The organism is Paenarthrobacter nitroguajacolicus, from assembly GCF_051027655.1.
Lineage (GTDB): Bacteria > Actinomycetota > Actinomycetes > Actinomycetales > Micrococcaceae > Arthrobacter > Arthrobacter nitroguajacolicus.
This window is the reverse complement of record NZ_CP073234.1, coordinates 1,759,959-1,772,306: the sequence shown is the minus strand read 5'-3', so window position 1 is coordinate 1,772,306 and position 12,348 is coordinate 1,759,959. Positions and strand designations below refer to the sequence as shown.

Genomic DNA, 12,348 nt, shown 5'->3' with positions numbered 1-12,348 from the left:
TGCGTGTTCTAGATGCTCGCGTCCACTATGTAGTTCTCAAACAACAACCCCGTCAACCAGACCACCACCCACCACAACCCACACCAAAGCGGGGCCGTGCACGATGAACAGTGCTACCGGAAGCAGGAACAAAAGAAACACCAGAAGATGCCCCCATGCATTGCTGCAAAAAGGTCCTGTTGCCTCAGGACCCAACAGTGCGCCAAACACAACCCCACACAATCCACGCCCCGACACGTTCCAAACAACACCACACCCACAAGAGGCACAGGTCGCCGTACTGGCACCAGGACACAACCAGTGAAGGCCATGCCAAACAAGTTTGATTCGTTGATATTCCACCCATGAGCACCCACCGCAGAACAGACGCCTGCGCAATGGGCAACACTGACAACCACCACCACACCCATGCAGGCGCAGCAACCAGCTGTTAGCAGCTCCTTAGAAAGGAGGTGATCCAGCCGCACCTTCCGGTACGGCTACCTTGTTACGACTTAGTCCCAATCGCCGGTCCCACCTTCGACGGCTCCCCCCACAAGGGTTAGGCCACCGGCTTCGGGTGTTACCAACTTTCGTGACTTGACGGGCGGTGTGTACAAGGCCCGGGAACGTATTCACCGCAGCGTTGCTGATCTGCGATTACTAGCGACTCCGACTTCATGGGGTCGAGTTGCAGACCCCAATCCGAACTGAGACCGGCTTTTTGGGATTAGCTCCACCTCACAGTATCGCAACCCTTTGTACCGGCCATTGTAGCATGCGTGAAGCCCAAGACATAAGGGGCATGATGATTTGACGTCGTCCCCACCTTCCTCCGAGTTGACCCCGGCAGTCTCCTATGAGTCCCCGCCATAACGCGCTGGCAACATAGAACGAGGGTTGCGCTCGTTGCGGGACTTAACCCAACATCTCACGACACGAGCTGACGACAACCATGCACCACCTGTAAACCGACCGCAAGCGGGGCACCTGTTTCCAGGTCTTTCCGGTTCATGTCAAGCCTTGGTAAGGTTCTTCGCGTTGCATCGAATTAATCCGCATGCTCCGCCGCTTGTGCGGGCCCCCGTCAATTCCTTTGAGTTTTAGCCTTGCGGCCGTACTCCCCAGGCGGGGCACTTAATGCGTTAGCTACGGCGCGGAAAACGTGGAATGTCCCCCACACCTAGTGCCCAACGTTTACGGCATGGACTACCAGGGTATCTAATCCTGTTCGCTCCCCATGCTTTCGCTCCTCAGCGTCAGTTACAGCCCAGAGACCTGCCTTCGCCATCGGTGTTCCTCCTGATATCTGCGCATTTCACCGCTACACCAGGAATTCCAGTCTCCCCTACTGCACTCTAGTCTGCCCGTACCCACTGCAGAACCGGAGTTGAGCCCCGGTCTTTCACAGCAGACGCGACAAACCGCCTACGAGCTCTTTACGCCCAATAATTCCGGATAACGCTTGCGCCCTACGTATTACCGCGGCTGCTGGCACGTAGTTAGCCGGCGCTTCTTCTGCAGGTACCGTCACTTTCGCTTCTTCCCTACTGAAAGAGGTTTACAACCCGAAGGCCGTCATCCCTCACGCGGCGTCGCTGCATCAGGCTTGCGCCCATTGTGCAATATTCCCCACTGCTGCCTCCCGTAGGAGTCTGGGCCGTGTCTCAGTCCCAGTGTGGCCGGTCACCCTCTCAGGCCGGCTACCCGTCGTCGCCTTGGTAGGCCATTACCCCACCAACAAGCTGATAGGCCGCGAGTCCATCCAAAACCACAAAAGCTTTCCACCACCATGACATGCGCCAGATGGTCGTATCCGGTATTAGACCCAGTTTCCCAGGCTTATCCCAGAGTCAAGGGCAGGTTACTCACGTGTTACTCACCCGTTCGCCACTAATCCCCCAGCAAGCTGGGATCATCGTTCGACTTGCATGTGTTAAGCACGCCGCCAGCGTTCATCCTGAGCCAGGATCAAACTCTCCGTTGAAGTAAAACAAAACCAAACAGACACAACCACACCCACCGGAAATAACGGCGAACACGGCTGCACAAAATTCGAAACCAGCTGAAAACCAGACCACCACACACGGGGGTGCATAATGATCCAGCCATAATTTCAACCAATTGAAAAACAATCGGTATCAACAAACTTGGCACACTATTGAGTTCTCAAACAACAGACACACCCGGCACCACCAAACCCCACACAAGGGGCCAGGATCGCTCCGGAGCAACTTTTCAAACTTACCCGAACCAGCCGCACAAAGCAAACCAGAACCCGGGCCTCCCCCACCAACCAGAAGCACACAAAAGCGCTACCGGAACCGGTAATTTGAAGGGAGTCGGTCGCTATCTTTCCGCATCAGCGGCGGCGACTCGAATAACTTTACACGCGCCCAACCCCCACACCAAATCCACCCCAACACCACCCAAAAACCCCGCAAACACAAGGAAAACACGCCCAAAAGCACTCCAATCAGCTCAAACAGACATTTGTGAAGCGCGTCACCCGGACGAACCCGCGGGATGTGAGAGAGCCATGCCCCCAAACCAGCGGGATGTGAGAGAGCGTCGGGAGGAGGCGGCACCCAGCCATCCCAGCACTTCCCCAACCACGCTCAAACGCAGAAAGGGCCGGCAACCATAACGGTTGCCGGCCCTGTCGGAACTGGACTACTGATGAAAGCTAGGCTGAAACCTCGATGGTGGCCAGGTTCTTCTTGCCGCGGCGGATCAGCAAATAGCGGCCGTGAAGCAGTTCGTCGCGGGCAATGACAGCGTCGGGATCGGACACCTTGGTGTTGTTCACGTACGCACCGCCCTCGCCAACAGTTCGACGAGCAGCCGACTTGCTGTCCGAGAGCCCCGAAGCGACCAAGAGGTCGATGATGCCAAGTCCGTCGGCGCCAATGGTGGCGGAGGGAAGTTCCGCAGTGGCTGCTTCAAGGGTGCGCTCATCCAGTACCGTGAGGTCGCCGTTGCCGAAAAGCGCAGCCGAAGCTGCGATGACTTTCTCGGTTGCGTCGACGCCGTGCACCAAAGAGGTCACTTCGAAGGCAAGCTTCTTCTGGCCTTCCCGGGCAAAGGGGCGCTCCTCCACAGACTGACCAAGCGCCTCGATCTCGGCGCGCGACAGGAAGGTGAACACCTTGAGTCGATCAACCACATCAGCATCGGCGGTGTTGAGCCAGAACTGGTAGAACGTGTACGGGCTGCACATGTCCGGGTCCAGCCAAATGGCGTTGCCTTCGCTCTTGCCGAACTTGGTGCCGTCAGAGTTGGTGATGAGCGGCGTGCCCAGGGCATGGACGCTCTTGCCTTCCACTTTGCGGATGAGTTCGGTACCGCTGGTGAGGTTTCCCCACTGGTCCGAGCCGCCGGTCTGCAGGGCGCAGCCGTAGTCACGGAAGAGCTGGAGGTAGTCCATGCCCTGCAGGATCTGGTAGCTGAACTCTGTGTAGCTGATGCCTTCGTCTGAGTTCAGACGTGACGCCACGGCATCCTTGCGAAGCATGGTGCCTACGCGGAAGTGCTTGCCGATCTCCCGGAGGAAATCGATGGCACTGAGCGGTGCTGTCCAGTCCAGGTTGTTGACCATGCGGGCCGGGTTCCCGCCCTCGAAGCTGAGGAAGCGTCGCACCTGGCCCTGAAGGTAGCCAACCCACTCCGCGACGGTGTCCTTGGTGTTCAAGGTGCGCTCCGCCGTCGGACGGGGGTCACCGATCAGGCCGGTGGAACCGCCCACCAAACCGAGCGGTTTGTGGCCGGCCAACTGCAGGCGACGCATCACCAGCAACTGCACCAGGTTGCCCAGGTGCAGCGATGGCGCAGTGGGATCGAAGCCACAGTAATACGTGATCGGGTCCCCGGCGAGCAGCTTTTCCAGTTCAGTTTCATCAGTGGAAACGTGGACAAGGCCGCGCCATTTGAGCTCCTGCCATACGTTGGCAAAGGCGGGATCGTTGTGCTGGGACTCGAGGTTGTTTACGTGTGACACGAGATCTAAGTTAGCAGGATTGCAGGGTCCGTTTTTCCTAGCGCTCGATGCCGGCGGGTACCGGCGCGGCCGCGATGAGGCGCAGGCGTTGCGTGGCACGGGTCATGGCGACGTAGAGGTCGCCTACCTTGCCGTGCTCATGGTTCAGCATGGCGGCCGGTTCCAGAACCACAACACCGTCGAATTCCAGGCCCTTGGCTTCCTTGGGACTGATCACCACGATGTCTTGCTGGTAGCTGCCTGCGCCGCTGCCGATGCGGCGTCCGTAGACCTCACGCAGCGCGGCGGTGGCCTGCGGCAGCAGCGGTCCGTCGGCGATGACAGCCAGCAGGCCGCCGTCGATCGCTTCCACTTCCTCCGGCAGGACCTCTACCAAGCGCTTGACGATGCCGTCCGACTCCACATGGTCCACGATGGGCGACCATTTGCCTTCGCGTACGGCCTTGGGGGCCGAGACAACCAGGCCTGCGCGGTTGGCCATGCGGACAGCCGCCTCGGCAATCTGCGACGGCGTGCGGTAGTTCACGGTAAGTTCTTCCAGCGTCCAGCGGTCACCGAACGACGGCGCCAGCGCACTTTGCCACGAATTGGCCCCGGCCGCTGCACTCGTTTGTGCAATGTCACCCACGATGGTGAAGGACTTCAGCGGGCAACGCCGTACCAGGAGCCGCCATTGCATGGGCGAAAGTTCCTGGGCCTCGTCAACCACGATGTGGCCGAAGGCCCACGACCTATCGCTCGTGGCGCGTTCGGCAGCGGTCAGCCGACCTTCACGTTCCTGGTTCTGCTCGGCAAGCTCTTCAGCAGTCACCAGTACGTCCACGCCCATCGCTTCCATGTTGGCGAGGGTCTGCTTGGCGTTGGCGAGATCGCGGGCACGGTCGGCTTCCTGCTGTGCCAATCCCCTCCCGGCGGCTGGATCCAGTTCACCCAGCAACTCTGCAGCCTCATCCAGCAACGGAACATCCGCTTCCGTCCAAGGGGCATCCACAGGACGCTGCAGCAGGGCGCGCTGTTCGGCAGTCAGGTGCGGCGTGCAGGCTTCGAGGATGGCCGGCTTGCTGAAGAGTTCAGAGATAAGTTTCTCGGGCGTCATGGGCATCCAGCAGAGGTTCAGTGCAATACGTACGTCGCGGGCAGACCTAACATCTTCCGCCAGGTAGGCCCGATCGGCGTTGTTGCCGATGTTGCCTTCCTCGACCAGGTCCGTGAGTTGTTCCGTGAGCTCGCGCAGGAGGATCTTGACGAACGTGAGTCGGGCTTCGTTGTGGGGCTTTCCTGTGGCGCGGGCTTTCTCCCGGGCACGGCGCACCTGGCGGACCGTCAGCGTCAGCTTCCGCGAATCGACTTCGAGGATGCGGTCCTCGGCGGGCGTCCGTTGCCGGTTGGCCACGGCATTTGCCACCACGGTTGCCATGTCCAGCTTGCCTTTGAGGGCGGCAACATCCGCATCTTCCTCGGGAATAGCGTGAATCCCGGGCATGAGGCGTCCCAGGCTGGCCATGACCACACCCGTCTCGCCGAGCGATGGCAACACTCGTTCGATGTAGTGCATGAAGGAGGACGACGGGCCCACGAGTAGGACGCCGGCGCTCTTGAGCCGCTCACGGTGCGTGTACAGCAGGTAGGCGGCACGGTGCAGGGCCACGGCGGTCTTGCCTGTTCCGGGACCGCCCTGCACTACCAGTGCTCCGGAGATGGAGGAACGGATGATCCGGTCCTGCTCGGACTGGATAGTGCCCACGATGTCCGACATGCGGCCCGTGCGCTTGGAATTGAGCGCAGCCAGCAGGGCGCCTTCGCCCTGAAGCGAGTCGTTGTCCGCGAGCATCCCTGCGTCCAGGACGTCGTCTTCAATCGCTTTTACGTCCCGCCCCTGGAGGATCAGGTGGCGACGACGACGCACGCCTTGACGGTCGAACGCGGTTGCCTGATAGAAGTGCCCTGCTTCCGGCGCACGCCAGTCGACCATAAGGCGCTGCAGATCGGCGGTGGACAGCCCGATGCGGCCAATGTACTGAGCCTCACCGGAGTCGAGGTCAAGGCGGCCAAAGACCAGGCGATCGTCGACGGCGTCGAGCTGGGCCAGACGGTCTTCATACAGTGCCGCGAACGCGTCACGTTCTGAGACGTTCTGCATGGTTCCCACCGCGCCGGCCTTGCGCACCTGCGCCAGCTGGGCGCGCTTTTCGGCGCGCAGCTCATCAAGCCGGGCATACAGCCCGGCAACATATTCCTGCTCGTGGACCAAATCAGCGTCGTGCATCGAACCGTAACCCCTATCGCAAAAGACAGACCGTCCATTCTACAGCGATTTTGGTAAACGTGGGGGGTGCACGTCATAAGGCGGACTGCGTCACAGAAAGTTCATGTTTCACTGATCCACCAGCGTCGAAAGTCACCCGGCAGCGCTACGGGTCCGGGGCCGGGCAGCCTTGTACCTGGACACGGTGGGATCGTCCTCAATCCAAAACCGCCAAGGATATTCGGTGCTTCCACCTGGACCCGCTACGCCCACCCGCGGTCCGCTGGCGACGGCAGCTGCGGGCGTCGTCGGCAACCACAGGCTGAACGGTGAGGCGAGGGCGTCACGGCCAGTATCCGCCGTCGTGAGTCCCAGCGCGGAGGCGAGCCTGGCAGGTCCACTTGCCAGGTCCTTGTGCGCCTTGGAGGCCGGCCTGCGAAGGGCAGCGAGCTCATCCCCGTCAACAATCTGTCCAGCCCGCAGAAGCAGCGCAGACGCGGAGCCGTCAGGACCGCAGACGATGTTGGCGCAATAGTGCATGCCGTAGGTGAAGTAGACGTACAGGAAACCCGGCGGCCCGAACATTGGTGCATTCCGGGCGGTAGGACCACCGAAGGTATGGGAACCGGGGTCGGGATGCTCTGAATCGCGCGGGCCCATATAGGCCTCCACCTCCGTGAGCCTGACCGAGACTGGACCGGCTTCTGAGTTGTGGGTAAGTACCGCGCCAAGAATCAGCGGGGCGATGACACGTGGATCACTCCCAAGGAACTTGCGCACTTGGGACGGGCTGCTGACTCCGTTGTCCATGGACGGGCTCATGAGCAGACCCTAGCAAAATTTCCTGCCACGGCTATGTCCGATTTCCGCTAGCAAGGGCTTCGGACGACTGGAAGGATGAAGCCATGGACTTCTGGCAGCGATACCGGGCGATCGACGCCCGCGACACCCGGTTTGATGGTCAATTCTTCACTGCCGTCAGCTCCACGGGCATTTACTGCCGGCCGTCGTGCCCTGCCCGAACGCCCAAGGCTGAGAACGTCACCTTCTACGAAACCTCTGCGGCCGCCCATGAGGCCGGGTATCGCGCCTGCAAGCGGTGCCTGCCCGAAGCTGTGCCCGGAACGCCCGCGTGGAACACCCGTTCCGATATTGCGGGCCGCGCGATGAGATTGATTAACGACGGCGTGATCACTCGCGAAGGCGTCGACGGCCTCGCGAACCGCCTGGGCTACTCCGCGCGGCAACTCAACCGCATCCTCAGCAACGAACTCGGCGCGGGTCCCCTCTCACTGGCACGGGCAAGCAGGGCGCAGACCGCCAGGACCTTGCTGGTCTCCACCGACATGCTCCTGGCCGACGTTGCGTTCGCCTCGGGGTTCAACAGCGTGCGGCAATTCAACGACACCATTGGCGAGGTGTTCGCAATGACCCCGACGGCGGTGCGTGCCACCGGGACGAAGTCCGCTTCTCGCCAAGGTACCGGGGCACTTGGGCCGGCGCCATCCGCGCTGACTCTGAACCTGCCTTACAGGGACCCCTTCGATCCGGGCATTTTCGACTTCCTGGCAGTTCGTGCGATACCAGCCATCGAAAAAGCAACGACTGACGGCGACGGAAGCAGGAGCTACGCCCGCACGCTGCGGCTCCCCCGAGGCAGCGCATCCTTTTCGGTTACCTACAGCCCCTCAACACCCGGCAAACCCTTGCAACTCACAGCCACGGCCGTGGACCTGCACGACCTCCCGGCACTGTTGAGCCGGGTCCGCAGGCTATTCGACCTGGACGCCGATCCGCAGGCGATAGATAGCGCCTTGGCAGCGGATCCGAGGCTTACGGCTAGCATCGCCGCGCTCCCGGGGATGCGCGTGCCGGGTGCTGTGGATCCCCAGGAATTGCTCATCCGGGCAATGATCGGACAGCAGATCACCGTCGCTGCTGCCCGAACTGCCCTTACCCAGTTGTCTGCGGCCGGATCCGCCGTCGATGGCGCTGCGCCAGACCTTGATCGACTATTTCCTACAGCGGCAGAACTCGCCGAACACGGACGTGCCTTACTCCGAGGACCACAGCGCCGCATCGACTCCATCGTGGCCGCCTCCGAGGCCATGGCCAGCGGGGAACTCGACTTCGGCTACGGCGACGATCCGGCCAGCCTCGGCAGCAAACTGCTTCCGTTACCAGGCGTTGGGCCGTGGACCGTGGGGTACGTTGCCATGCGGGTGCTTGGCGCTCCGGATGTGTTCCTGGCCAACGACGCGGCAGTGAGGAACGGCGTGAAGGTGCTGCCCGCAGGCCTTGGACTCAGCGCGGACTTCAGGGAGGTCAGCCCGTGGCGTTCGTACGCCACCATGCACTTGTGGAGGGCAGCGACCGTGAAGACCAAGAGCAGATTGCTCCCTGAAAGTGAGCGAGCGACCGGCTCAAACCCGAGGGAAGTGAGCGAGCGACCGACTCAAGCCCGAGGGAAGTGAGCGAGCGACCGGCTCAAACCCGAGGGAAGTGAGCGAGCTACCGGCTCAAACCCGAGGGAAGTGAGCGAGCGACCGGCTCAAACCCGAGGGACGTGAGCGAGCGACCGGCTCAAACCCGAGGGAAGTGAGCGGGCGACCGTGTGTCAGCGGGCCGCCGGCTGCGCGGCCGGCCACGGCAGCAGCTCCGGCAGGTCCACTCCGTCAGCGGCTGCAGTAGCCCTGAGGCTCCCAAGGCTTGGCTCGCGGCCCGCTAGCCACGCGGCGATGTCGGTCAGCATGCCGGTAATCGCGATGGAGGTGCCGCCGCTGCCGATCGTCCTCTGAGGCAGACCTGTGGGCTGCAGAACGAATTTGTACGAGTCAGGAACGCGAGCGGCAAGGAAGCCGATCAGATGTTCGCAGAAAGGCCTGTTCCACGTCTCCGGACCGTAACCCAAGCCAAGGTCGGCAGCATGAATGGTGAGTTCGCGCCACAGGGCCAGGCCGCCGTCGAACACTGTGCCGTCCCGGTACGCGATACGCGCCTGCCAGTCCTCCGGGCCCAAGGCCTCGAACGCGGCAATCGCCGCATCCAAGGCGGTGGTGACGGCCTCCGTGTGCTGCGCGAGGCTGTGCCCTGCAGCGAGTGCGATGGCCTTGTTACGGCCGTCCATGCCGCCGTCGTACAGTTCCCTCGTTTCGCCGCGGCGCGCGTACTCAAGTTGCCGAGCCATGGCGTTCGCGATTCCGGCAAGGTGGGCAAGCACGTGACCCCGGGTCCAGCCTGGAAGCTCTGACGGTTCAGCGACGGATGAGTCGTCCAGTTTGGCGAGGAGGCGGGTGACGGTGCCGGCGGCTTTGTGAAGCTCTGCGGGCAACGTCTCGGGGGTGATCTGAGTCATAGCGCCATGTTAACGCACCGCGGGACGGCACCTCGCGTTGCCCTGCCCGAAGGCATGGCCGCGACGTGCCGTCCCGAGTGGTCTAGCTGGCGTAGGAACGCGCTGCGTCCAGTTCCGCTTCAAGGGCAGCCAATTGGCGTTCGACGGCGGCCGGTGCTGTGCCGCCCTGCGAGTTGCGGCTGTTGAGCGAACCTTCGGTGCTCAGAACGCTGCGGACCTCGGGAGTGAGGTGTCCCGAGATTGCTGCGTATTCCTCGTCCGTCAGGTCCCACAGCTCCACGCCGCGGCCTTCAGCTTGCTTGACGGCAGCACCGGACAGCTCATGGGCCTCACGGAACGGAACGCCCTGGCGGACAAGCCACTCAGCAATGTCCGTGGCCAACGCGAAGCCTTGGGGAGCCAGGGATTCCATGCGCTCGGTGTTGAACCTTAGCGTGGCGATCATGCCGGACACGGCCGGAAGCAGCAGCTCCAAGGTATCGGCGGCGTCGAAGACCGGTTCCTTGTCCTCCTGCAGGTCGCGGTTGTACGCAAGCGGCAGTCCCTTCAGGGTTGCGAGCAGCCCGGTCAGGTTCCCGATAAGGCGTCCTGCCTTGCCGCGGGCGAGCTCAGCGACGTCCGGGTTCTTCTTCTGCGGCATGATCGAGGACCCCGTGGAGTACGAATCATGCAGCGTGACGAAGGAGAACTCCTTGGTTGCCCAGAAGATGACTTCCTCGGAGATCCGGGAGAGGTCCACGCCAATCATGGAACACACCCAGGCGAACTCAGCGAAAACATCGCGTGAGGCGGTGCCATCGATCGAGTTGTGGACCGCCGAGAAGAAACCAAGGTCCGCGGCAACAGCCTCGGGGTCCAGTCCCAGGGAGGAACCAGCCAGCGCACCCGAACCATAGGGCGAAACACCGGCGCGCTTGTCCCAGTCCTGGAGTCGCTGCACATCGCGAAGCAGTGCCCAGGCATGCGCCAGAAGGTGGTGGCTCAGCAACACCGGCTGGGCATGCTGCAAGTGTGTCCGGCCCGGCATGGCAACACCCCGGTGGGCCTTTGCCTGCTCCACAAGGGCGTCGATGGTGGCAAGGACACCGCTGGCGATAATCCGGGCGTGGTCGCGGAGGAACATGCGGCCCAAGGTGGCAACCTGATCGTTGCGGGAACGGCCGGCGCGGAGCTTGCCGCCCAAGTGGGTTCCTGCGCGCTCGATCAGGCCACGTTCAAGTGAACCGTGCACATCCTCGTCGCTCTCAGCCGGGAGGTAGGCGCCGCTCGCGACGTCCTCGTCCAGCTGGTTGAGGGCGGCGAGCATGCCTTCGAGCTCGGCGTCGTCCAACAGTCCGGCCTTGGCCAGCACGCGGGCGTGCGCCTTGGAACCGGCGATGTCATAGCGGGCCAGCCGCCAGTCAAAGTGCGTGGACTTGCTCAGTGCGGCCAGCGCATCCGCGGGGCCGCCGGCGAACCGGCCGCCCCACAGTGCACCTTCGTTCGTCCCTGAACGCTCCCCTACCTCGCTACGCTCGGCCGGGGACCCCTGCGTCCCGGGGCCCTGCTGCGGACTCACTCGCCTGCGACGCGCAGGTCGCGGCCGGAGGCAACCTTGGAGGACATGCCCCACAGCTCGATGAAACCGCGTGCCATGGACTGGTCGAAGGTATCGCCGGTGTCGTAGGTGGCGAGGTCGAAGTCGTACAGCGAGGTCTCGGAGCGGCGACCGTTGACGATTGCCTGGCCACCGTGGAGGACCATGCGGATGTCGCCGGAAACGTACTGCTGCGTGTCTTCGATGAAGGCGTCCAGGGAGCGCTTGAGCGGGGAGAACCACTGTCCGTCGTAGACCAGCTCTGCCCAGCGCTGGCCAACAGTTGCCTTGAAGCGGGCCTGCTCGCGCTCGATGGTGATGTCCTCGAGGTGCTTGTGCGCGGTGATCAGCGCCATGGCACCCGGGGCTTCATAGATTTCGCGGGACTTGATGCCGACGAGGCGGTCTTCAACGACGTCGATGCGGCCAACGCCCTGAGCGCCTGCACGGCGGTTCAGCTCCTGGATGGCCTGCAGCGGGGTGACCTTTACGCCGTCGATCGCTACCGGAACACCGGCCTGGAAGGAGATGGTGACCTCATCGGGCGCCGGCGGGAATTCCGGGGTGGCGGTGTAGTCGTAGATGTCCTTGGTAGGAGCGTTCCAGATGTCCTCGAGGTAACCGGTCTCGACGGCGCGTCCCCAGACGTTCTGGTCGATCGAGTACGGGTTCTTCTTGGTTGTCTCGATCGGCAGTCCCTTTTCCTCGGCGAAGGCGATGGCCTTGTCGCGGGTCAGGGCGAGGTCGCGGACGGGTGCAATGCACTTCAGGTCCGGGCCGAGGGTCTGGATGCCAACTTCGAAACGGACCTGGTCGTTGCCCTTGCCGGTGCAGCCGTGGGCAACGGTGGTGGCACCGAATTCGCGGGCAGCCTTCACGAGGTGCTTCACGATGACCGGACGGGAGATGGCGGAGACCAGCGGGTAGTGGCCCTGGTAGAGGGCGTTGGCCTTCAGGGTGGGCATGGCGTACTCGTTGGCGAACTCGTCACGGGCGTCGGCCACGTAAGCCTCAACCGCGCCGCAACCGAGGGCGCGCTGGCGAATGGTCTCCAGCGACTCGCCGCCCTGTCCGACGTCGACGGCCACGGCGATGACCTCGGCGCCGGTGGCTTCACCGATCCAGCCGATGGCTACGGAAGTATCAAGGCCACCGGAGTAGGCCAGAACAATGCGCTCAGTCACGAGAGTGCTCCT

General features: G+C 62.6%; 7 protein-coding genes and 1 rRNA gene. 1 reads left to right on the top strand and 7 read right to left on the bottom strand.

Annotated elements, in window-relative coordinates:
• Positions 1–445 precede the first annotated feature (445 nt).
• The 4 genes from KCX59_RS08565 to KCX59_RS08550 form a co-directional block, all read right to left on the bottom strand.
• A 16S ribosomal RNA gene (locus KCX59_RS08565) occupies positions 446–1,966 on the bottom strand.
• A gap of 699 nt (positions 1,967–2,665) precedes the next feature.
• Positions 2,666–3,976: a tyrosine--tRNA ligase gene (gene tyrS, locus KCX59_RS08560; protein ID WP_091466555.1), complete on the bottom strand. Its 1,311-nt coding sequence runs from the start codon at positions 3,974–3,976 to the stop codon at positions 2,666–2,668.
• 37 nt (positions 3,977–4,013) lie between these two features.
• Positions 4,014–6,242 carry an ATP-binding domain-containing protein gene (locus tag KCX59_RS08555; RefSeq protein WP_179018916.1) on the bottom strand — a complete coding sequence of 743 codons (2,229 nt, stop codon included), beginning with the start codon at positions 6,240–6,242 and terminating at the stop codon, positions 4,014–4,016.
• 132 nt (positions 6,243–6,374) lie between these two features.
• Positions 6,375–7,031, bottom strand: coding sequence for a DNA-3-methyladenine glycosylase (locus KCX59_RS08550; RefSeq protein WP_179019382.1), 657 nt, complete (start codon positions 7,029–7,031; stop codon positions 6,375–6,377).
• A gap of 95 nt (positions 7,032–7,126) precedes the next feature.
• On the opposite strand from KCX59_RS08550, the gene KCX59_RS08545 reads away from it, so the two are divergent.
• A complete protein-coding gene (locus tag KCX59_RS08545; RefSeq protein ID WP_179018918.1) occupies positions 7,127–8,695 on the top strand; it encodes an AlkA N-terminal domain-containing protein in 1,569 nt (522 codons plus the stop codon).
• A gap of 143 nt (positions 8,696–8,838) precedes the next feature.
• On the opposite strand, the gene KCX59_RS08540 is transcribed toward KCX59_RS08545, so the two are convergent.
• The 3 genes from KCX59_RS08540 to KCX59_RS08530 form a co-directional block, all read right to left on the bottom strand.
• Complete coding sequence (locus tag KCX59_RS08540) at positions 8,839–9,576, bottom strand: maleylpyruvate isomerase family mycothiol-dependent enzyme (protein WP_179018920.1); 738 nt, start codon at positions 9,574–9,576, stop codon at positions 8,839–8,841.
• Positions 9,577–9,658: 82 nt separating this feature from the next.
• The gene (argH, locus tag KCX59_RS08535; protein WP_179018922.1) at positions 9,659–11,134 is read right to left on the bottom strand and encodes an argininosuccinate lyase; all 1,476 of its coding nucleotides are present in this window, start codon (positions 11,132–11,134) and stop codon (positions 9,659–9,661) included.
• Positions 11,131–12,336 (bottom strand): argininosuccinate synthase, encoded by a 1,206-nt coding sequence (locus tag KCX59_RS08530; protein WP_091466547.1) that lies wholly within the window; start codon positions 12,334–12,336, stop codon positions 11,131–11,133. The genes argH and KCX59_RS08530 overlap by 4 nt, the downstream gene beginning before the upstream one ends.
• Positions 12,337–12,348 lie beyond the last annotated feature (12 nt).

Coding starts and splice junctions, on each gene's coding strand:
- KCX59_RS08555 (WP_179018916.1), bottom strand. CDS start 6,242: ATGCACGACGCTGATTTGGTCCACGAGCAGGAATATGTTGCCGGGCTG.
- KCX59_RS08550 (WP_179019382.1), bottom strand. CDS start 7,031: ATGGACAACGGAGTCAGCAGCCCGTCCCAAGTGCGCAAGTTCCTTGGG.
- KCX59_RS08545 (WP_179018918.1), top strand. CDS start 7,127: ATGGACTTCTGGCAGCGATACCGGGCGATCGACGCCCGCGACACCCGG.
- KCX59_RS08540 (WP_179018920.1), bottom strand. CDS start 9,576: ATGACTCAGATCACCCCCGAGACGTTGCCCGCAGAGCTTCACAAAGCC.